Raw genomic sequence first — 21,133 nt, 5'->3', positions numbered from 1 at the left:
ACCTGCGAAACCAGTGGCACCGCGCAGCTCCGGCGCCGCGTGGGCCGGCGAGGCGGCCGCGAACCGCCCCTCAACAGACTTCAGGACGCAGAGTGTCGACCGCGCGCGCCGCGGTCGACACTCTGCGCCCTGAAGTCGGGCTCAGGCGGGGAAGGTCTCGCCGGTGAGCGTTTCGAAGGCCTCGATGTAGCGTGCGCGGGTCTTCTCGACGACCTCCGCGGGCAGAGCCGGCGGGGGAGTGTCCGACGCCCGGTCCCAGCCGGACTCCGTCGTCAGCCAGTCGCGGACGAACTGCTTGTCGAAGCTCGCCTGTGCGGTGCCCGGGGCGTAGCTGTCGGCGTCCCAGAAGCGCGAGGAGTCGGGAGTGAGCACTTCGTCGGCGAGGACGATCGTGCCGTCGGGCAGGGTTCCGAACTCGAACTTCGTGTCGGCGAGCACGATGCCCCGCTCCCGGGCGATGATCTCGGCGCGCCGGTAGATCTCGAGGGTGAGGTCGCGGATCGCGCTCGCCTGCTCCTCGCCGATGGTCTCGGCGACCTCGTCGAAGGAGACGTTCTCGTCGTGGTCGCCGAGCGCGGCCTTCGTCGCCGGGGTGAAGATCGCCGGTTCGAGCCGGTCGGCCTCGTCGAGCCCGGCGGGCAGGGCGACTCCGCACACGGCGCCGGTCGCCCGGTAGTCGGTGAGCCCTGAGCCCGTGAGGTACCCGCGGGCGACGGCCTCGACGGGGATCATCGCGAGGTTGCGCACGATGAGTCCGCGTCCGCGCACCGCGTCGGGGACAGCGGAGCTGATGACGTGGTTGCCGATGACGTCAGCGAGCTGGTCGAACCACCACAGGCTCAGGCCCGTGAGCACGCGGCCCTTGTCGGGGATCTCCGAATCGAGCACCCAGTCGTAGGCCGAGATCCGGTCGGAGGCGACCATGAGGAGGCGGTCGGCCGAGGCGATGTCCGCGGCGTCCTCGGGGATGTAGAGGTCGCGGACCTTGCCCGAGTACGCGTGCGTCCACCCGGGCAGCGTCGGGGCGTCCGCGTCGAGGCCTGCAGAAGGGGCTTTGCCCGCGGCAGGAGCGGCATCCGACGACGCAACGGCACCCCCGTAGATGGGAGCGAGCGCGATCCGTCCCCGGGCGGCCGCCTCGGCGATGTCATGGCGGTGCTGCTCACCGTCCCACGAGATCTCAGCGACCGCGGCATACGCCCGGGCCCGCGCCTCGTCGAGGTCGGTTCCGAGCGCGACGACGGAGAGGACCCGCCCGCCCGCGGTGACGATGTCCCCGGTCTCGGCGACGTCCTCGGTGATGATCGTGTCCTCCGGCGCGTACCCGGCGCCGGGCCCTGTCGCGAGCGCCGTGCCGGCGTGGAGGACATCGATGCCCTCGCGCGCATCGGCGGCGTCGAGACCGCGGATGATGTCCCCGGTCGTCGGCCGGTCGGGGTAGTTCTCGGCGGCCATGACGACGGTCACCGAGGTGCGCGGATCCCAGTCGAGCTCCCCGACCTCGTCGAGACGGCCCTCGGCGGCGGCGAGCAGCGTCTGCCCGAGCGGGGTCCTCAGGCGGGCGAGGACGGACTGGGTCTCGGGGTCGCCGAAGCGGACGTTGAACTCGACGACGCGCAGGCCCTTCGAGGTCAGCGCGAGACCGCAGTAGAGGAGGCCGGAGAACGGGGTGCCGCGGCGGGCCATCTCATCGACGACCGGCTGGGCGACGGTGGTGACGATGTCGTCGACCATACCCGCAGGCGCCCACGGCAGCGGCGAGTAGGCGCCCATGCCGCCGGTGTTCGGTCCGGTGTCGCCGTCGCCGATGCGCTTGAAGTCCTGTGCCGGGGCCAGGGGGACCGTCCGGGTGCCGTCGCAGAGGACGAAGAGGGAGACCTCGGGGCCGTCGAGGTAGTCCTCGATGACGACGCGGTCGGAGACCTCGAGGCACGAGCGGGCGTGGGCGAGCGCTGCCTCCCGGTCGTCGGTGACGACGACGCCCTTGCCCGCGGCGAGACCGTCGGCCTTCACGACGAAGGGGGCGCCGAAGTCGTCGAGGGCAGCGGCCGCCTCGTCGAGGGTGTAGGCGACGACGGTCCGGGCCGTCGGCACGCCAGCAGCCTCCATGATCTCCTTCGCGAACGCCTTCGACCCCTCGAGGTGCGCGGCGGCCGCGCTCGGACCGAACACGGGGAACGAGGCCTCCCGCAGGGCGTCGGCGACACCGGCGACGAGCGGGGCCTCGGGTCCGACGACGACGAGATCGACGTCGAGGCGCTCGGCCAGCGCGGTCACCTCGGCGGCATCGGAGGCGTCGACGTCCGCGGTGTGCGCAATCGCCGCGATCCCCGGATTCCCGGGGGCGGCGATGACGGCGTCGACCTGGGGGTCGCGGCTGAGAGCAAGGACGAGGGCGTGTTCGCGGGAGCCCGACCCGATGACGAGAACCTTCACACGACCAGCCTATAAGGTCGTACGCTTGAGTGCGTGAGTCTCTCCACCTTCACGCCCGCCGAGGCGGCCTGCCTCGCCGTCGTCGAACGCAGCGGATTCGTCGAGTCACGCCACATCGGGTCCGCCGTCGTCGTCGGCCCCGACGGCGACGAACTCCTCCGCCTGGGCGCCCCGCAGGCCCCGGTGTTCACCCGCTCGAGCCTCAAACCGCTCCAGGCGCGCGCCGCGCTCTCCCTCGGCGCGCAGCTGGCAGGTCCGGCTGCCGCTCTCGCCACCGCCTCCCACCGCTCCGAGGCCGGACACGTCGCCGTCGTCGAGGAGATGCTCGCCTCCGGTGGCCTCAGCGCCGCCGACCTCCGGTGCCCGTCCGTCCATCCCGCCGACGGGGCCTACCGCCGCAGCCTCGCCGCGGCCGGCGATCCCCGCTCTCCGGTGCACTTCAACTGCTCGGGCAAGCACGCCGCGTTCCTGCTCGCCGCCCGCGCCCAGGACGCCGACACCGCGACCTACCTCGACCCGTCCCATCCCGTGCAGCAGTGCGTCGCCGAGGTGGTCGCCGACTTCGCCGGCGAGACCCCCGCCGCGGTCGGCGTCGACGGGTGCGGGGCGCCTGTGTTCGCGCTCAGCCTCACCGGCCTCGCCCGCGCCATCGGCCGGGTCGTCGGCCCCGGCGCCGACGCGGACTCTCGGACGATCACCGACGCGGTCTTCGCCGACCCGTGGGCGATCGAAGGGCACGAGCGACCGAACACGACGGTCATCGACCACCTCGGAGTCTTCGCCAAGGGCGGCGCCGAAGGGGTCATCGTCATGGCCACCCGCGACGGTCACGCCGTGGCGCTCAAATGCCTCGACGGGTCCTCACGGGCCACGGGGCTCGTCGCCCTCACCCTGCTCGACCGGGTCGGGGCGCTGTCCGACATCGCCGCGGCCGACCTCGCCGAGGTGGCGGCGGCGATCACCGACCCCGTCACCGGCGGCACGGATTCCGAGGGGCGGACAGCTGTGGTCGGCACCGTGCGGGTGAGCGAAGATGCAGCTGAAGGAGCGAGGTTCTGACGATGGCGATTCGACGACGAATAGACCCTGAACAGGGACGACGCGCACTCGAGATGTGGGTGGCCCAGGGCGATGCCGACGGCGCGCCGGCGGACCGGACGACGGTGGCGACCGCGGTGCGCTTCACCCTCGAGGAGCTCGCCTCCCGCGCCGAGGGCAACAGCGTCGAAGTCCGCGTGCCGCCCTTCGGGGTCACCCAGTGCATTCCCGGCCCCCGGCACACCCGCGGCACCCCGCCCAATGTCGTCGAGACCTCCGCCGAGGTGTGGCTCGGCCTCGTCACCGGACGGGTCGGCTTCGCCGAGGCGCTCGCCGCCGGCACGGTCGATGCCTCGGGCACACGCGCGGATCTCAGCGGCTACGTGCCGCTGTTCACGACCGCGGACCTGGAGGGACCCCGATGAGTGCGCAGATCACCCAGACGACCTCGTTCATCGGCGGCCGACATGTGCCCTCCCTGACGACGTACGCGAACATCGACCCGGCCACCGGCGACCACCTCGGCGATGTCTCCCGGGGTGGGGCCGAGGAGATCGATCGAGCGGTGACGGCCGCGGCGAAGGCCCAGCGGGAGTGGCGGCGCTCGAGTCCCGAGCAACGCTCCCGCCTCCTCGTCGCCACGGCCGCGGCGATCGGCGCCCACCGCGACGAGCTCGCCCGGATCGAATCCGAGGACACGGGCAAACCGCTCACCCAGGCCTATGCGGACGTCGACGTGTGCGCTCGCTACTTCGAGTTCTACGGGCACACGATCGAGGCCTACCACGGGCAGACGATCCCGCTGAGCGACGACATGCACGCGTACACCCGCCGTGAGCCCTACGGGGTGACCGGGCACATCGTCGCGTGGAACTACCCGCTCCAGCTCATCGGCCGGGCCGCGGCGACGAGCCTCGCCACCGGCAACTGCGCGGTGGCCAAACCCGCCGATGAGACGCCGCGCTCGACCGTGCGGCTGGCCGAGCTCATCCACTCCGTCGGCTTCCCCGCGGGCGCCTTCAACGTCGTCACCGGCCTCGGCGCCGAGGCGGGTGCGGCCCTCGCACAGCATCCCGGCATCGCGCACCTCGGGTTCGTCGGGTCGACGCAGGTGGGTGCGCAGATCGCCCACGCCGCCGCGGATCGCGTCGTGCCCACCGTCCTCGAACTCGGCGGCAAGTCCGCGAACCTCGTCTTCGCCGACGCCGACGTCGACGAGGCGATCCCCTCCCTCGTGCGCTCGATCATCCAGAACGCCGGACAGACGTGCTCGGCCGGATCCCGCCTCCTCGTCCACCAGGACATCCACGCCGAGGTCATCGAGAAGACGGCGGCGGCACTGGCCGAGGTGACGATCGGCCACGGCCTCGACGACCCGATGCTCGGCCCGCTCATCTCGACCCGGCAGCAGGAGCGCGTCGAGGGCTTCCTCTCCGACGTCGGCGCCGCCCGCATCGTCACCGGCGGCTCCCGCCCGACCGGGCTCGCCGCCGACCTGGAAGGCGGCGCGTTCATCGCCCCGACGATCGTCGACAACGTCGCCCCGGGGTCGACGATCGCCCAGCAGGAGGTGTTCGGCCCCGTCGTCGTCGCGATGACCTTCGCCGACGACGATGAGGCGGTGGCCCTGGCCAACGGAACCGACTACGGGCTCGTCTCCGCGCTGTGGACCCAGAGCCTGTCCCGGGCGCATCGGCTCGCCGCCGAGGTGGAGGCCGGGCAGGTCTTCGTCAATACCTACGGGGCCGGTGGGGGAGTCGAACTGCCCTTCGGCGGGTTCAAGAAGTCCGGCTACGGTCGCGAGAAGTCGATGGAGGCCCTCGACGAGTACACGCAGACGAAGACCGTCGTCGTCAAGCTCTGAATGGCTCTGTTCGTAGCGGCCCTGCCCGCGCGGGCTCTGCCCACCTCACGGCACTGCGGGCGCAGTTGACGCCGGGAGTCCTCGCGCTCGTCCTCGGGGCCGCGGTCGCGCACGCTCTGTGGAACCTCGCGGCGAAGACGGTGGCCGGCCGTGGCTACGCGTTCGTCCTCGCCTACCACGGCCTCAGTGCGCTTCTCCTCGCCCCGGTCGCGATCTGGCTCATCGCCTCCGGTCGTCAGTCGATCGACGGGAGCCTGCTCGCCGCGGCCCTGCTCAGCGCACTCCTCCACATCGGGTACTCGGTGTCGCTGCAGGCAGGCTACGATCATGCGCCTCTCGGCGTCGTCTACCCGAGCGCCCGCGGCATCGGGCCGGTGCTCACGATCATCGTCGCCGTCACCGTCCTCGGGGAGCGGCTGAGCGCCGTCGAGATCATCGGGGCGCTCACCGTGCTCGCCGGCATCGCCGTCGTCACCGTGCGGCCGCGTGGCGGCGTCGACCCGTCCGGCGGGGCTCAACCGTCCGGCGGGGTGGCCCGCGGTCTCGCGTGGGGTGCCCTCATCGGGACATTCATCGCCGGGTACACGCTGTGGGACGACTTCGCCGTCAACCACGTGACGACCTCGCCGCTGCTCTACTTCGCCGTCTCCGAGGCCGTCGTCGCCGGTCTCATGGGCGCCGGTCTCGTCACGCTGCCCGGCGGCCGCGCCAGACGCGCCGACCTCCGGGCCGTCGTCGGGGAGCATCGGTGGGCGCTCGTCACCGTCGCGGTGCTCTCACCCCTGGCCTATCTCCTCGTCCTCTACGCGATGCAGTCCGCGCCCGTCGCCCTCGTCGCGCCCGTGCGGGAGACCTCGATCATCATCGGCACTCTGCTCGCGTGGTGGCTCTTCGGGGAGCGGAACATCGCCGCGAAGCTCACCGGCGCCGTCATCGTCGTCGGCGGCATCGGACTCATCGCCCTCGGCTGAGCGCAGCATCGCCCTCGGCTGAGCGCAGGCGAGGGTCTCAGCCCTGGGCGGCCTTCGGGTGCTTGTCCGCCTTCGTCCGCCGCCCCACCCGGACGACTCGGGTCGGGCAGAGCGAGTGGGCGAGCACGCCCTGCGAGGTCGACCCGAGGAGGGTCGCGACGAAGCCGCCGCGCCCCCGGGAGCCGATGATCATCTGGTCGGCGGTCTGCGACGCGGACACGAGCACCTCGGTGGCCGGGGCATCGAAGACTGACCAGCGGATGTCGAGGTCGGGGAACTCGTCGCGCAGGGTCGCCACGGCGAGTTCGTCGGCCGCGGCCGCCTCGTCGTAGAGCTTCGTCAGGTGCTCTTCGCTCGGCAGCCACTCGGGGGAGAGGATGTGCGCGGCGGTGACGCCGACGATGTGGAGCGGCTTGCCGTAGAGCTGCGCCTGGACCGCGGCCTCCCGGAGCACGGGGCTGTCGGTGTCGAACGGGTCGACGCCGGCGACGATCTGACCGGTGAAGTCGGGGCGCTCCTTCGAGTCCTGCGAGGCATCGACCCGGGGACCGTCCTGCGAGGTGCGCACCGGCTGGTCGATCGGCTGGTGCTCGTCGGCGGCGGGACGATCGGGCCACGTGCTCGGGATGACGACGGTGGGGCTGTGGGCGTGCGCGGGCATCGCGAGCGCGACCGAGCCGAGCAGCCGACCGGAGAACCCGCCGTGTCCGCGGGCCCCGACGACGGCGAGATCGGCCGTCGACGAGCTGTCGATGAGGACTCCCGAGGCGTCACCGACGGCGACGATCGTCGTCACGGGCACACCCGCCTGCCGGGCCACCTCGGCGGCGGACTCGCAGAGCTGCCGGGTCGAGTCCTTGACGGAGTTGTCGAAGTCGGCCGGGTAGACGATGTCGGCGCGGCTCATGTTCATGCCGGGCACGGTGTAGGCGGCGACGAGGCGCAGCTGGGCACCGGTGAGCTTGGCGTGCTCGATCGCCCATTCGAGGGCGCAGCGGCTGTTGGCGGAACCGTCGATTCCGACGATGATCGTGTGTGACATGTCCACCCCTGTGTGTGAGAGCCCATCCGTGTCCTCCTGCCAGTCTATGGGAAGAGTCGGTCGCTGTGGGATTGTCTGGGAGCGGGTCTGCGGGGCCTCGTCTAGACTGGAGCCGATCGAACTCGCTGACCTTGCCCCAAGGAGATCATGAAGGACCAGATCGACGTCTCGGTGCGTCGCAGCCCCAAGTTCGCGGCATTCATGGCCGCCGGTGCGATCGCCGGCGTCCTCCTCGCGGGACTGCTCACCCTGGTCATCGACCCCAGCGAGGTCCCCGCCGAGTACACGGTGGCCAAGGGCGCGGGTCTGCTCCTCGTCGTCCTCGGCGTCGGCGGTCTCTTCGTCGGCGGCCTCGTCGCCCTCATCCTCGACTGGCGGGGGCGCAAGCGGGCCCGCGAGTACCGGGTCGAGGCGCAGATCGACCTCGTCGATGATCCGAAGGTCATCGCCCAGCGTCGGATCGCTGAGATGCGGGGTGAGGAGATCCCCGCCGAGGCGGCCGCGGAGACCCCTGCCGAACCGTCGTCCGCGACCCCTGCCGAACCCCTTGCCGACGACCGGCGCACCACCGGTGACCAGGGCGGCTCCACCCGCCCAACGACCGGGGCCTGAGGCGGCCGTCAGCCCCTTCGCGCGCGTGTGAGACAATTCTTTCCGTGGCAAGAGGAGACGGGCAGCTGACCCACGAAATCGACCCCCTGGACCGCGGACCGCAGGATGCCTGTGGGGTATTCGGAGTCTGGGCTCCGGGCGAGGAGATCGCCAAACTCACCTACTTCGGGCTCTACGCCCTCCAGCACCGCGGGCAGGAGTCCGCGGGCATCGCCGCGAGCAACGGCAACCAGATCCTCGTCTACCGGGACATGGGCCTCGTCTCGCAGGTGTTCCACGAACGCGACCTCGAACTCCTCCAGGGCCACATCGCCGTCGGCCACACCCGCTACTCGACGACGGGATCGCCGTCGTTCGAGAACGCGCAGCCGACGCTCGGCCCCACCCCCTTCGGCACCGTCGCGCTCGCCCACAACGGCAACCTGACGAACTTCGACGAGCTCGAGCAGCTCGCCGACTCCCGCCGCGACCACGCGAACAAGGTCGTCGCCGAGGCGACGAAGAAGCGCAGTCGCACCCGCGCCTTCCGCGACTCCTCGAACGACACCTCACTCGTCACCGAGCTCTTCGCGACCGAACAGGGCGAGGACCTCACCGACGCCGCGCTCAAGCTGCTCTGCGAAGTCGACGGGGCGTTCTCACTCGTCTTGATGGACGAGAACACCCTCTACGCCGCCCGCGACCCGCAGGGGGTCCGCCCGCTGTCGCTGGGCCGGCTGTCCAACGGCTGGGTCGTCGCCTCGGAGACTGCGGCCCTCGACATCGTCGGCGCCTCGCATGTGCGCGACGTCGAACCCGGTGAGCTCATCGCCATCGACGAGGACGGGCTGCGCTCGTTCCGCTTCGCCGAGGCGAAGCCGGCCCGCTGCGTCTTCGAGTACGTCTACCTCGCCCGCCCCGACAGCGTCCTCGACGGGCAGATCGTCCACGGCGCCCGCACGGAGATGGGGCGCAAGCTCGCCCAGGAGTTCCCCGTCGAGGCCGATCTCGTCATCGCCACCCCGGAGTCGGGCACCCCCGCCGCCGTCGGCTACGCCGAGGAGTCGGGCATCCCGTTCGGCCAGGGACTGATGAAGAACGCGTATGTCGGCCGGACGTTCATCCAGCCCTCGCAGACGCTGCGGGAGCTCGGCATCCGCCTCAAGCTCAACCCGATCCGCGAGAACATCGAGGGCAAGCGCCTCGTCGTCGTCGACGACTCGATCGTGCGCGGCAACACGCAGCGTGCGCTTGTGCGGATGCTCCGGGAGGCCGGTGCCAAGGAGATCCACATCCGCATCTCGTCTCCGCCCGTGAAGTGGCCGTGCTACTACGGCATCGACTTCGCCACCCGGGCCGAACTCATCGCCAACGGCCTGAGCACCGAGGAGATCTGCACCTCGCTCGGTGCGGACTCGCTCGGCTACATCTCGCTCGACGGGATGATCGAGGCGACGAAGCAGGAGCGCAGCCAGCTGTGCACCGCGTGCTTCTCCGGCGAGTACCCGATTCCCGTCAACACCACCCCCGCCGACAAAGGATGCTGAGTTGAGCCCAGACGAGACCGACACCGCGAAGACGACGACCTACGCCGCCGCCGGCGTCGATGTCGAGGCCGGCGACAGGGCCGTCGAGCTCATGAAGTCAGCGGTCGCCGCGACCCACAACGCCAACGTCATCGGCGGGGTCGGCGGCTTCGCGGGCCTCTTCGACGTCTCCGTGCTCAAGGACTACGAGCGCCCGCTGCTCGCCTCGTCGACCGACGGCGTCGGCACGAAGGTCGCGATCGCCCAGGCGCTGGACAAGCACGACACGATCGGCTTCGACCTCGTCGGCATGGTCGTCGACGACATCATCGTGTGCGGGGCGAAGCCGCTGTTCATGACCGACTACATCGCGTGCGGCAAGGTCGTGGCCGAGCGCATCGCCGACATCGTCCGCGGCATCGCCGAAGCGTGTGCGCAGGCCGATGTCGCCCTCGTCGGCGGTGAGACCGCGGAGCACCCTGGCCTCCTCGGCGTCGACGAATACGATGTCGCCGGGGCCGCCACGGGCGTCGTCGATGCCGACAAGCTGCTCGGACCCGACAAGGTCGAGGCCGGTGACGTCCTCATCGCGCTGCCGTCCTCGGGCATCCACTCCAACGGGTACTCCCTCGTCAGGCACATCATCGCCGAGGCGGGCTGGGACCTGGGCCGGGAGGTCCCGGAGTTCTCGCGCAGCCTCGGCGAGGAGCTCCTCGTTCCCACGCATGTCTACACGGGCGAACTCAACGCCCTCTTCACGGCGCTGCCGGGTGCCGTCCACGCCGTCTCCCACGTCACCGGCGGAGGCCTGTCGGCGAACATCGCCCGGGTGCTGCCGCCCGGTCTCGTCGCGACGATGTCACGGGACTCGTGGGAGATCCCCCCGGTCTTCACCGTCCTCGGCGACCTCGGCGGGGTGCCGCGCGCGGACCGCGAGCGGACGTGGAACCTCGGTGTCGGCATGGTGCTCGTCACCGCCGCCGATCGCGTCGACGAGGTGCTCGCGGCGAGCCCGGGATCGTGGATCCTCGGTGAGGTGCGCTCCGATGACGGTTCGCTGTCCGGGGAGCTCGACTACGTCCAGGGCGCCAAGGGCGTCGACGGCGGGGCCGCGATCCTCCGCTGAGACACATGATCCGCTGAGACACATGAGGAGGGGCGGAGACTTCACGTCTCCGCCCCTCCTCATGCGTCTGGGGTCAGCTCAGGAGCGGCGCTCCGTGTACTCGTCGTCGCCGTCTTCGTCGTCGACGTTGTACTTGTCCGCGTACTCCGAGTAATCGGGTTCGTCGTCATAGGCGTCGGTTGAGGAGGACTCATGGGAGTCCGTGCCAAGTTCCTGTTGGAGACGATTGAGATCAGTGTCGGGGCTGTAGTACTTGAGCTTCCGAGCTACCTTGATCTGCTTTGCCTTTGCGCGGCCGCGACCCACTGGCGTGACCCCCTCCGTCGTCATGTGGGGCAGCTCGCCCCAGACTAGATCTCTGCTATGCGCTTAAATCCTACCTGTTCGCGGTGGGAAGTTCCATTTCGGGAAGCGACCTTGGATAGGCTGAACCCATGTCCTACAGTCGCGAATATCTCGTCTCCCTGCGGATCTTCGAACCCACGGTGGTTCATTCCGAATTGCAAGACAGGCAGGTCGAGGACAACCGTGCGCGCATCGAAGCGCAGGTGGCGGCGGACGCGGATCAGCGCTTGATCTCGCTTCCCCCGAACCCGGTGGCCGAGTCGTTCCGCAACACCCCGATCTTCCTCCCGGCGTCTCAGACCCCGGACGGGGTGGACCGCTTCAGCCCCACCCAGGAGGACATCCGCGGGTGGGAGGCGCTCGAGTCGCTGACCGAGCACACGTCGAAGGCGACCCTTGACATCATCGCCCCGAAGTCCGCCCGACGGCGGGCGGCCGGCCACCGCGCCGAGTGGCTCCAGGACACGAAGGACACTCGCATCTTCACCCGGGTCTCGGCCTGGGACGTGCCCCCGGCATGGTGGCTCTTCTTCTCCCTCGGGGAGGACCAGGTCATCACCGAGGAGACCGAGGCCGGGATGCGGGTGCTCATCCGCACCGACATCCTCGCCGCCTCGGCGCGCATGGAGTGGGCCGCGGAGACCATCGCGGAGAAGTCGAAGGTCGTCGACATGGTCGAGCAGACCGGGGTGCTCGCGCAGTGGATCGACAGCTTCGACATGAACTCGATCCTCGAACTCGACCTCGGCGGGATGAGCGAGGTGCTGTGGCCGAACGAGGGCCCGGAGCTCGTCGACTCGTGGGTGACGGCGCTGAGCAACGACGACATCGAGTCCGCGACCGCGGCGTTCCAGAAGTACGCCGCGGCGTGGGAGCAGCTCAACCTCTACGCCCGCGGTTCGTGACCGCCCCCCTCACTTGCTGAGAAGGCCACCCTCCGGCCACCGGTGCGCCGCTTGCTGAGCGTCGATGCTGGTGCGGGACGCTACGATTGTCTCCGAGATCGCCGAGGTGTCCGCCCCGGCATCGTCTGAGCAGACCGTCCGCGCACCCAGAGTGCCGGACCGGGCGACCGACCGCGGCACGAGAGGATGAGCCCCGCAGCACATGGACGAGAAGAAGCGCCGACTCCTCACGAACACCCCGCCGGGCAGCGCGACTGAACCCGCTGACGCACCCGAGCCCGCTGACGCGACCGGGCCCGCTGACGCACCCGAGCCCGCGACCGCCTCGGCGAGGGCACCGCTGTCGCGGATCGGGACGGGGTGGCGGATCGCGGTGACCGCGGTCGCCCTCGTCATCCTCACGGCGGGGCAGTTCCTCAACACGAACGACTTCTTCCCGCTCGGCTCCCTCACCCAGTATGCGACGGCGAAGGATCTCAACGGCGAGGTCAACTCGACGTGCATCGCCGCCCGGTTCCCCGGTGAGGACGAACCGACCCGGCTCGCGTTCAACACGGCCACCGTCGGCATCGAGCGCGGTGACGTCGAGTCCCAGCTGCAGCGGGTCATCGACAATCCCGAGCTGCTCCAGACGCTCGCCGACTCCTACATCCGGCTCCATCCCGGTCAGCCCGAGCCCGAGGAGATGATCCTCTGCCGTGACACGACGCAGCTCGACAACGGCCGCAGCGTCGGCGAACCTGTGACCCGGACCCTCGCGACGTGGGAGGTGCAGTGACCATGGCCTCCTCGACCACGACCGCGACGACCGCCGGGACTCTGTCGCCGACCCTGCCCGACCACCGCAATGCCTTCCTCCGCTGGTTCATGCCGCAGGTGCCGCTGGCGCGGGTCGCGGTGTTCCGCTTCATCATCTACGTCTTCATCATCATCGACGTCCTCACGATCTCCGGTGACGTCATCCCGCACGGGTGGACGCCCGAGCTCTACCAGCCGCTGTGGCTGGCCCGGGTGCTCGGCATCCCACCGGTGAGCGTCCTCGGCGCGCAGATCCTGCTCGCCCTCATCATCACCTTCTGCGTGCTCGCCGCGATCGGGATCCTCCAGCGCACGAGCGGGATCATCGTCGCGATCACCTTCGGGGCGTGGATGTTCTACACGCAGGGCTACGGGTACGTCGCCCACGATCACATGGCGCTCGTCATCGCCGCCGTCGTCCTCCCCACGGTCGGCGTCGCGAGGTTCCGGGAGGTGGGGACCACCTCGGCGAAGGCAGGCTGGGCGCTGCGGGTCGTCCAGATCTCCGTCGTCCTCACGTACTTCTACTCGGTGCTCATGAAGTGGATCGCGTCCGGCGACATCACCGACTGGGCCAACGGCGCGGTCATCATCTGGGCGCTCATGCGCCGCGGGGCGGAATGGTCGAAGCCGTTCCTCGAGATGCCGGGACTCCTCATCGCCGCCCAGTGGGCGACGCTCGTCTTCGAGTTCCTCTCGCCGGTCGCGCTGTTCGTCAAGGGCAAGGCGATCTACTTCATCGTCGCCTTCTTCTGCCTCTTCCACCTCATGACGTACTTCGCGCTCGGGATCCACTTCCTCCCGACCGTCATCTGCTGGGCGGCGTTCCTGCCTCTGGAGAAGCTCGTCCCTCGTCGCTTCGCGTCAGCGCGTCGAGCACGCGCCTGACCGCGACGCGTTCGGCGGTGTCCGGGCGCATGACGGCGACGACCCAGCGCATCGTCGTCACCCCCGACAGCGGGACGAGGGTGAGCCCGGCGTCCCGCGGCGTCGTGAACCGGGGGAGGAGGGCGAGCTGATCGCTCGAGGCGACGATCGCCTCGATGAGCCGGTTGTCGCGGATGCGCTGGACGACGTCGAGGTCGCGGCCGGTGACGTGGGCGAGGGAGAGCAGCACCGAGTTGAACGGGTACCCGTGCGGCACCCCGACCCACGGCCAGTCGACGACATCGTCCGGGGTGAGCTCGGTCCTCCCGGCGAGCGGGTGGGCCGTGGCCATCGCGACGTCGATCGGCTCCTGCGCGAGCGGCACGACGGTGAGTCCGTCCGTGCCGGCCGGGCGGTCGGAGACGAGGCTGTGGGCGATGACGATGTCGACATCACTGGTCAGGGCCGCGAACTCGTGTTCGGCGAGGTCGACATCCGAGGTCCGCAACCGCAGACCCGGGTGCGTCCGGTGGAGTTCGCGCAGGGCGTCGGGCAGGAGGTAGGTGAGCGCGCTCGGGAGGCCGGCGAGGGTGATCTCCCCGACGGGCTCGCCGAGGTGGCCCTCCCAGTCCGCCTGCACGCGTGCGAGCGTTCGGGCGAGGTCGCGTCCGCCCGCGGCGAGCAGCCGCCCCGCCGGGGTGAGCGCGAGTCCGCGTCCGGCCGGTTCGACGAGGGCGTGCCCGAGCTCCCGGGTCGCCTGCCGCAGCTGCTGGGAGACCGCCGAGGGGGTGCGGTGCGTGACGCGCGCGACCTCGGTGACGCTGCCGCGCTCATCGAGGAGGCGGAGGAGCTCGAGGTGCCGCGGGTCGATGACCATGAAGCAATGCTACAAGGACAGTTCAGATCTTTGCGATTGTGCTCATGAATGAGCCGGCCAAGAATGGAGTCATGACGTTCCGACACTGTCTCCTCGCCGCCTCGGTGGCCGTGATGTGGGGACTGAACTTCCTCGCGATCGACCTCTCCCTCGACCAGTTCCCGCCGTTCTTCCTCGTCGCGCTGCGCTTCTCCCTCCTCGCGATTCCCGCACTCCTCTTCGTTCCCATGCCGCGGGTGCGGTTCCGGTGGATCCTCGGCTACGGGCTCGGCTTCGGCATCCTCCAGTTCGCGTTCCTCTACTGGGCGATGGCCGCCGGCATGCCCGCCGGACTCGCCTCCCTCGTCCTCCAGGCTTCGGGGCCATTCACCGTCCTCCTCGGGATGACGGTGCTGCGGGAGCGGGTGCGCGGCTCGCAGATGGCGTTCCTCCTGCTCGCGATGGCCGGACTCGGTGTCGTCGGGTGGCAGCGGCTCGACTCGAGCGCGAGCTTCCTGCCGTTCCTCCTCACGCTCGCCGGCGCCTTCGGCTGGGCGATCGGCAACATCTGCAACCGGCAGGCGCATTCGGTCGAGCCCGTGAAGTTCACGATGTGGATGTCGGTCGTCCCGCCCGTGCCCATGCTCCTCCTCGCCCTGCTCGTCGAAGGCCCTGACCGGATCGGGGCCTCTCTGACGACGCTGGCGACGCCGACCGGTCTGCTCGGCATCGCCGGGCTCGTCTACACCGTCGTCATCGCCACGGTCATCGGGTCAGGCGTGTGGTCGTGGCTGCTCTCGCGCAACCCCGCCGGCGTCGTCGCACCGTTCTCGATGCTCGTGCCCATCGTCGGCATGAGCGCGGCATGGTTCGTCTTCGGGGAGACCGTGACCGTCGGCGAGCTCTGCGGGGCAGCACTCGTCATCATCGGCGTCCTCGGCGCGGGGCTGCGGGCAGGTGCCGGGCAGCGGGCAGGTGCCGGACTGCGGGCAGCCAAGGGGACGATCGCCGAGGCGGTGCCCGATCCCGTGCCCATCGTGCCGGAATCGGCCGGCCCCGTAGCTGGTGTCGGGTCCGAGACCGAGTCACGCCGCGCGTCTGAGGCTCGTTCAGCGCGGCAGTGCACTCCCGCCGTCGAGTAGGGCATCTCTGACTGCGGCGACGGCACGGCTCGGGGTGCAGTCGTGGGTGAGAAGGGTGATGTCACGATGGGCGGCAGGGGTAAGCCGGCGGTAGACGATGTCCTCCGCATCGGCCGGGGGAGAGCTGAAGGGCAGGCAGGCGAGCCCCAGCCCCTGTGCAACGAGCGTCTTCTGCGTGTGAGGGTCGGCGACGAAGTGTCGGATGACCGGATCGACCCCGGCGGCGCGGGCGATCTGCACGAGCGCCGCGTGGTCGCGGGAGTCCCGTGCGCAGGTCGACCAGACCTCGTCGGCGACATCGCGGATGTCGACGGTCGCGTGTGCGGACGCAGGATGGTCGGCGGGCAGCGCGAGGTAGCCGCGCTCGCGGAACAGCACGGCGGCGGTGACACCGGCCGGCAGGGGCAGCGGGGCCGCGCCCCACGATTCGGCGATGACGAGATCGAGACTCCCGCGCGTCAACCGGTCGAGGTGGGCATCGGTCTCCCCGTCCTCGAGGGTGACGACGACACCGGGGTGCACCGTTCGCAGGGCGACCAGCTCAGGTGTGAGGAAGCCGCGAATCGCCGAGGCGATCGCCCCGATCCGCACCGTGCCCGAGAGATCGGCGCCGTCATCAAGATCGTTCTTCGCTTGCTGGGTCAGCTCGGCGACCTGGGCCGCGCAGTCGGCCAGGAGGCGTCCCGCGTCGGTGAGCTTGACTCCCCGCCCAGCGGCGACGACGACCGGTCGGCCGATCTCCGCCTCGATCCGACGCAGCTGCTGGGAGACGGCAGGCCCGGTGAGGTGGAGCATCTCGGCGGCGTGCGTGACCGATCCGGTGCGCGCCACCGCGTCGAGGATCCGCAGGCGGCTCCACTCGAGATCCATCGGTCGTCCCCTTCGCCTCAGTCCGTTCGCGTCGATAGTTCGACTACTAAGAAATTCCTATCATCCTAGGTAATGAATGAGAAGTAGTGCTGATCAGTCAATGAGCCTAGTGTCGAATCATGAACGACAACGGGGCACCGTCGGCCCAGGCAGACACTGAGTCGGCTCGCGGCACCGGCTGGGCGGTTGCCGCGGTGCTCAGCGGCGCGGTCTGCCTGTCCGTCTCGGCGGTCGTGGTCAAGCTTGCCGGCATCGACGCGGCGACGACGGCAGTGCTGCGCTGTGCGATCGCCATCGTCCCGCTCATTCCCCTCGCCCTGTGGGAGGGGCGCCGCAAGACTCGGCTCACGGCCCGGGGCATCGCGTGGTCGATCGCGGCGGGGGTGGCCCTCGGCATCGACTACAGCGCGTGGACGGCGTCGATCTTCCTCGTCGGCGCCGGAGTGTCGACAGTGCTCATCAACATCCAGGTCATCGTGCTCCCGCTGCTCGCGTTCCTCATCGATCGCGAACGCCCGCGGCGGCGATTCCTCGTTGCGGTGCCGCTCATGCTCGTCGGCGTCGGCCTCGTCAGCGGCCTGGGCGGCAGCGGCGGCGAAACGATCGGCGGACCGGGACCCGGCGGGATCCGCATCGATGGCGTGCTCCTCGGTCTTCTCGCCGGGCTCGGCTACGGAACCTACCTCTTCCTCAACCGCCGGGCGACGGGGACCGGTGCGCGCCTTGCGCTCCAGCCGCTCACCTGGGCGACCGGGGCGGCCGCCCTTACCTCGGCGGGCATCGCCCAGTTCTCCGGCGGACTGCAGTTCTCCGGGATCTCACCGAGGTCGTGGGGCCTTCTCATCGTCCTCGCCCTCGTCGGGCAGGTCGCGGCCTGGCTGTTCATCCACCACGGCAGCGCGCGACTGTCGGCGAGCGTGACAGCGAGTCTTCTCCTCCTTCAGCCGGTGCTCGCTCTGGCGGCAGCGGCGATCGTCCTCGGAGAGAGGTACGGACGCGACCAGCTCCTCGGTGCCGCGCTCGTCGTCGGGGCGGTGGCCGTGGTCACCGGCGCCGTTCCGCGACGCCGACCCCGGCGCCGGCCTCACCGTCCGTAGGTGAGCCGGCGCAGCACCACCTCGGCGGGGCCTTTCGCATTCTTCCTCTCCAACCACGTCGCGAGGCCGAGCGAGACGAGCCACACGCCGATGGCGAGGAGGAACGCCGGGGTCGTGTTCCACGTTTCACCGAGGCCGACACCCCACGCGGCGAGCAGCGGGGCGAAGACCACCGACTGGAGCAGGTAGAAGCTCAGCGAGCGTTTGCCGAGGTAGGCCACGGGCAGCAGCAGTCTCGGCGGGCGGTTCTGGACGCGCAGCCCGATGAGGCCGAACAGAGCCGCGTACCCGATGCCGGCGCAGGCGCCGGTGAGGGCGCCGAGACCGCCGAAGAGCTGCACGAACGCCGCGTCCTCCGGCACCCAGCCGAGGTACGCGAGAGCCCGGGGCAGCGCACCGAGGACACCGACGGGAATGCCGATCGCGGCGACGAGGCCGAGACGGGGACGGCGGACCGCCTCGGCGTCGGGTGCAATCCCCGGCACCGCCGGTCGCGGTTCGATCCACCAATGCCGGGCGGCGAGTCCGCCGAGGATGATGGCAATGGGCACGGTGAGCGCGAGCATGCCGAGCACGGTCGCCATCACCCAGACGAGGAGGCGGATGCCGATGGTCATCAGGTAGTTCGGTTCGTCAGCACCCTGGGTGAGCATGCTGCTGAGGATCGCGTTGGCGGCGACGAAGTCCTCCCCATCGGACTCAGCGGCCACCTCGGTGCCGGCCCCGCCTCCCAAGGCCAGCGCCAGTGCGACGAACCCGATCTGGGCGAGGATGAAGAGGACGAGGACGCCGGTGAGCACCCACACGGTGATGGTGAGGATGCGGTCGCGCGCGTTGACGATGAGGTAGCCGAGGACGAGCCCGCACAGGCCGTACGCGCCGAGGATGTCGCCGCCGAAGAGGAGCGCGGCGTGGACGAAGCCGAAGATGACGAGCCAGAGGTGGCGGTGCAGGAGCATCCGCGTGACCGACTGGGGGCTGTCGCCGGCGGCGGTGCGGTTGCGGGCGAACTGGACGATGCCGTAGCCGAAGAGGAACGCGAACATCGGGTAGATGCTGCCGTCGACGAAGAGGATCGTGAGCACGGACAGCACGACGTCGAGGGCAGAGTCGCTCGGCGGATGGCCGGACAGGGAGTTGACGCCCGACGTGCCCCACAGGTAGGTCGAGACATTGGCGATCCCGATGAGGCAGAGCATGAAGCCGCGGGCGAGGTCGGGGGCGAATGCGCGCCGAGGCGGTGCCGCGGTCGGTGGGGGAGCGGGCTGTGGGTGGGGCTGTGGGCTTGGCGGGATGTGCGGCTGGGGCGGATGGCTCATGCGGTGCCTAACGTGCGGGGATGGGCAGAGTCAGAGTCGTTGGAAGGGCAGGGGCAGTTGTCGGTGGTGCGGGGGTGCGGTCGTCGCCGGCGCGGCTACCGGGTGACGGTCTCCGGGGCGAGGCTCGGGGTCTCGTCGATGCCGAAGCGGTGCTTGAGCGCGCGCTGGGCGGCGAACCAGCCGTTCATGCCGTGGACGCCGGGGGCCGGTGGGGTGGCCGCGGAGCAGAGGTACGCGCCGGGCACGCCGAGGCTGTAGTTGTCCCAGTTCGTCCGCGGGCGGGCGAGCATGCGGTAGAACGTGATGATGCCGGTGGCGATGTCCCCGCCCTGGTAGTTCTGGTTGTGCTCGGCCATCTGAGAGGCGGGCACCGATCGGTAGTCGACGATCGTGTCGCGGAAGCCGGGGGCGAAGCGCTCGAGCTGCCTGATGATGTAGTCGGCGGGGTCGATCGGGCAGTCGAAGGGGACGTGGCAGTACGTCCACAGCGGCCGCAGTCCGTTCACCTCGCGGGAGGGGTCGAAGACCGTCGGGTCGGAGACGAGGCAGACGGGGTGGGCAGGCATGCGGCCGGCGACGACGTCGCCCTCGGCCTCGGCCATCTGCGCCCGGGTGCCGCCGAGGTGGACGGTGCCGGCGCGGGCGACGTTCGGGTCGGCCCAGGGGACGGGGCCGCCCAGCACGAAGTCGACCTTCGCCGCGGCGTTGCCGTGTTTGAACGCCCGCAGGGCGCGGTCGACGTGGGCGGGCAGGAGGCCGGAGAAGATCTGGGCGGCATTCAGCGCCGAGGTGTCGAGGATGTAGGCGCGGGCCGCGGGCATATCGGAGACGTGGCTGATCCGGGCGTCGGCGGTGACCCTGCCGCCGTGGGCTTCGAGGTCGGCGACGAGTTCGTCGGTGATCGCCTGCGACCCGCCGATCGGGGAGGGCCAGCCGCCGGCGTGGGCGATCGTCGCGAGCATCGTCGCCGTGGCCGCGGTGCCCATGCCCGGCAGGGGGCCGATCGCGTGGGAGCCGACACCGGTGAAGAGCGCCTGCGTGGTCTCGTGGGAGAGCGGAATGTTCCACGCGGGACTCGCCTGCGAGAGCAGCCGCATCCCGAACTTCACGATGTTCGCGACCCCGTCGACATCGCGCAGGGTCGGGGGAATCGAACGCTTGTCGCCGAGGGAGAGCCAGATCGTGTCGTCGACGCGCTCGAGGAGGGGACGGAAGAACCGGTCCCATTCCGGGCCGGCGTCGCCGAGGTGGTCGACCGTCGTCGCGAGATCGTGGAACGCCAGCGCGGCGGGCTGCCCGTCGAGCGGTTGGGCGTAGGAGATCTCCGGGGTGGTGAACTTCAGGCCGCGGGCGCGCAGGTCGAAGTCGACGAAGAAGGGGCTGGCGATCGCGAGCGGGTGGACGGCCGAGCAGATGTCGTTCGTGATGCCCGGTGCGAGCCCGAGGTCGAGGGTGCGCGCTCCGCCGCCGATCGTCGGCTGGGCCTCGAAGACCTCGACGGACAGTCCCGCCCTGGCCATCGTCACGGCGGCGGCCAAACCGTTGGGACCCGATCCGACGACAGCGACATCCAGCTCAGTGCTCATGGCTTCAGTCTCTCATGTCGGGATCGGGGTGGCGCGTGGAGCGCAACCGCGGTCGGGTGAGGTCGGTGTTGTCAATGACCCAGGTCGCTCTCTCCCAGGGAGCGCACTCCTCGAAGTAGAGGCGTTGTCCTCCGACGTAGCGATGGTTCGAGGCACCTTCCGGGTCGGGATCGTGGTCTCCGGTGAAGCGTTCGCTGCCGCGCGGGACGGATACGTCGAAGGGGACGTCGATCCAGATGCTGGCGTCCCAGAGTTCGCGCAGCTCGGGGCGGTGGAGGAAGATGCCGTCGACGATGAGCACGCAATCGGCTGGCAGAGACAGCCGTGTCGTTGGCATTGGTTCATCAGCGTCGACATCCCAGATCGCCCGGACGGGCGACTCGCCTGCGCGGAATGGAGAGATGACGGAGTCGACGAACGCGTCATAGTCGTACGAGTCACGGTAGAACGATTCCGGGCCCATCCCTTGCGCGTATCGACGTGCCTTCGGGAAATGGAACCCATCGATGCTGAGATTCGCCAGGCGCCGCCCGTCGTCCTCCGCGGCGAGCTCCTCGAGCTCGTCGGCAAGCATCGTCTTCCCCGCACCATCGACCCCATCGACGGCGATGACGGCGCGGTTGCCGGGACGGACGCCGCGGATACTCCTGACTAGCTGCCAGAGAACTGTCTGCCGGGTGGTCACCACACGACTGATGCTAACGCTCCCCGGTTGAAGAATACGCCGAAAGCGTCAAAGCTTCGGCCGGTGCTC

Annotated in this window: 20 protein-coding genes; 12 read left to right on the top strand and 8 right to left on the bottom strand. The window is 70.1% G+C overall.

The genetic code is table 11. From position 1 onward, the window contains the following. Positions 1-141 precede the first annotated feature (141 nt). A complete protein-coding gene (gene purD, locus FJ887_RS18600) occupies positions 142-2,436 on the bottom strand; it encodes a phosphoribosylamine--glycine ligase (RefSeq protein ID WP_137825835.1) in 2,295 nt (764 codons plus the stop codon). A gap of 33 nt (positions 2,437-2,469) precedes the next feature. Here purD and FJ887_RS15120 point away from each other — a divergent pair, with 33 nt between their 5' ends. The 4 genes from FJ887_RS15120 to FJ887_RS15105 all read left to right on the top strand — a co-directional run bounded on the left by FJ887_RS15120 (position 2,470) and on the right by FJ887_RS15105 (position 6,309). Then, complete coding sequence (locus FJ887_RS15120) at positions 2,470-3,495, top strand: asparaginase (RefSeq protein ID WP_137825836.1); 1,026 nt, start codon at positions 2,470-2,472, stop codon at positions 3,493-3,495. A 2-nt stretch (positions 3,496-3,497) separates the two neighbouring features. Continuing rightward, positions 3,498-3,899 (top strand): sterol carrier family protein, encoded by a 402-nt coding sequence (locus tag FJ887_RS15115; RefSeq protein ID WP_137825837.1) that lies wholly within the window; start codon positions 3,498-3,500, stop codon positions 3,897-3,899. After that, complete coding sequence (locus tag FJ887_RS15110) at positions 3,896-5,338, top strand: aldehyde dehydrogenase family protein (RefSeq protein WP_137825838.1); 1,443 nt, start codon at positions 3,896-3,898, stop codon at positions 5,336-5,338. Before FJ887_RS15115 ends, FJ887_RS15110 begins: the two co-directional genes overlap by 4 nt. A gap of 65 nt (positions 5,339-5,403) precedes the next feature. Further along, positions 5,404-6,309: an EamA family transporter gene (locus FJ887_RS15105; RefSeq protein ID WP_137825839.1), complete on the top strand. Its 906-nt coding sequence runs from the start codon at positions 5,404-5,406 to the stop codon at positions 6,307-6,309. 37 nt (positions 6,310-6,346) lie between these two features. Here the strand turns inward: FJ887_RS15105 and FJ887_RS15100 are convergent, their stop codons facing one another. After that, positions 6,347-7,351: a universal stress protein gene (locus FJ887_RS15100; protein ID WP_137825840.1), complete on the bottom strand. Its 1,005-nt coding sequence runs from the start codon at positions 7,349-7,351 to the stop codon at positions 6,347-6,349. A gap of 147 nt (positions 7,352-7,498) precedes the next feature. On the opposite strand from FJ887_RS15100, the gene FJ887_RS15095 reads away from it, so the two are divergent. From FJ887_RS15095 to purM, 3 genes are read left to right on the top strand one after another with little or no spacing between them, the layout of a single operon-like run. Beyond that, positions 7,499-7,963, top strand: a complete 465-nt coding sequence (locus tag FJ887_RS15095; RefSeq protein WP_137825841.1) for a hypothetical protein — start codon at positions 7,499-7,501, stop codon at positions 7,961-7,963. A 44-nt stretch (positions 7,964-8,007) separates the two neighbouring features. Beyond that, a complete protein-coding gene (gene purF / locus FJ887_RS15090; protein WP_140955675.1) occupies positions 8,008-9,489 on the top strand; it encodes an amidophosphoribosyltransferase in 1,482 nt (493 codons plus the stop codon). A gap of 1 nt (position 9,490) precedes the next feature. Then, a complete protein-coding gene (purM, locus tag FJ887_RS15085) occupies positions 9,491-10,594 on the top strand; it encodes a phosphoribosylformylglycinamidine cyclo-ligase (RefSeq protein WP_137825843.1) in 1,104 nt (367 codons plus the stop codon). A gap of 78 nt (positions 10,595-10,672) precedes the next feature. Here purM and FJ887_RS15080 read toward each other — a convergent pair whose 3' ends face one another. Beyond that, positions 10,673-10,900: a DUF3073 domain-containing protein gene (locus tag FJ887_RS15080; RefSeq protein WP_137825870.1), complete on the bottom strand. Its 228-nt coding sequence runs from the start codon at positions 10,898-10,900 to the stop codon at positions 10,673-10,675. Positions 10,901-11,028: 128 nt separating this feature from the next. Here FJ887_RS15080 and FJ887_RS15075 point away from each other — a divergent pair, with 128 nt between their 5' ends. The 3 genes from FJ887_RS15075 (at position 11,029) to FJ887_RS15065 (ending at position 13,530) form a co-directional block, all read left to right on the top strand. Continuing rightward, positions 11,029-11,844: a DUF8083 family protein gene (locus tag FJ887_RS15075; RefSeq protein WP_137825844.1), complete on the top strand. Its 816-nt coding sequence runs from the start codon at positions 11,029-11,031 to the stop codon at positions 11,842-11,844. Between the two features lie 202 nt (positions 11,845-12,046). Then, a complete protein-coding gene (locus tag FJ887_RS15070) occupies positions 12,047-12,622 on the top strand; it encodes a hypothetical protein (RefSeq protein ID WP_137825845.1) in 576 nt (191 codons plus the stop codon). Between the two features lie 2 nt (positions 12,623-12,624). Next, the gene (locus tag FJ887_RS15065) at positions 12,625-13,530 is read left to right on the top strand and encodes an HTTM domain-containing protein (RefSeq protein ID WP_137825846.1); all 906 of its coding nucleotides are present in this window, start codon (positions 12,625-12,627) and stop codon (positions 13,528-13,530) included. On the opposite strand, the gene FJ887_RS15060 is transcribed toward FJ887_RS15065, so the two are convergent. Further along, the gene (locus FJ887_RS15060; protein WP_284711263.1) at positions 13,451-14,386 is read right to left on the bottom strand and encodes a LysR family transcriptional regulator; all 936 of its coding nucleotides are present in this window, start codon (positions 14,384-14,386) and stop codon (positions 13,451-13,453) included. The two genes, FJ887_RS15065 and FJ887_RS15060, sit on opposite strands and share 80 nt — an antisense overlap. Before the next feature lie 71 nt (positions 14,387-14,457). Between FJ887_RS15060 and FJ887_RS15055 the strand changes: the two genes are divergently transcribed. After that, positions 14,458-15,507 (top strand): EamA family transporter, encoded by a 1,050-nt coding sequence (locus FJ887_RS15055; protein WP_137825847.1) that lies wholly within the window; start codon positions 14,458-14,460, stop codon positions 15,505-15,507. On the opposite strand, the gene FJ887_RS15050 is transcribed toward FJ887_RS15055, so the two are convergent. Then, positions 15,475-16,377: a LysR family transcriptional regulator gene (locus tag FJ887_RS15050; protein WP_137825848.1), complete on the bottom strand. Its 903-nt coding sequence runs from the start codon at positions 16,375-16,377 to the stop codon at positions 15,475-15,477. The two genes, FJ887_RS15055 and FJ887_RS15050, sit on opposite strands and share 33 nt — an antisense overlap. Before the next feature lie 119 nt (positions 16,378-16,496). Between FJ887_RS15050 and FJ887_RS15045 the strand changes: the two genes are divergently transcribed. Beyond that, positions 16,497-17,474 carry an EamA family transporter gene (locus FJ887_RS15045; RefSeq protein WP_137825849.1) on the top strand — a complete coding sequence of 326 codons (978 nt, stop codon included), beginning with the start codon at positions 16,497-16,499 and terminating at the stop codon, positions 17,472-17,474. Here the strand turns inward: FJ887_RS15045 and FJ887_RS15040 are convergent. The 3 genes from FJ887_RS15040 to FJ887_RS15030 form a co-directional block, all read right to left on the bottom strand. Continuing rightward, positions 17,462-18,793, bottom strand: coding sequence for a DUF418 domain-containing protein (locus FJ887_RS15040; RefSeq protein ID WP_140955676.1), 1,332 nt, complete (start codon positions 18,791-18,793; stop codon positions 17,462-17,464). The two genes, FJ887_RS15045 and FJ887_RS15040, sit on opposite strands and share 13 nt — an antisense overlap. A gap of 95 nt (positions 18,794-18,888) precedes the next feature. Further along, positions 18,889-20,379 (bottom strand): phytoene desaturase family protein, encoded by a 1,491-nt coding sequence (locus tag FJ887_RS15035; RefSeq protein WP_137825851.1) that lies wholly within the window; start codon positions 20,377-20,379, stop codon positions 18,889-18,891. Positions 20,380-20,383: 4 nt separating this feature from the next. Then, positions 20,384-21,067 (bottom strand): nucleoside/nucleotide kinase family protein, encoded by a 684-nt coding sequence (locus FJ887_RS15030; protein ID WP_171007055.1) that lies wholly within the window; start codon positions 21,065-21,067, stop codon positions 20,384-20,386. Positions 21,068-21,133 lie beyond the last annotated feature (66 nt).

The sequence above is a fragment of the Brevibacterium sp. XM4083 genome, assembly GCF_006489205.2.
Classification (GTDB): domain Bacteria; phylum Actinomycetota; class Actinomycetes; order Actinomycetales; family Brevibacteriaceae; genus Brevibacterium.
The sequence above is the reverse complement of the archived record's forward strand: the minus strand, read 5'-3'. Positions and strand labels throughout refer to the sequence as shown.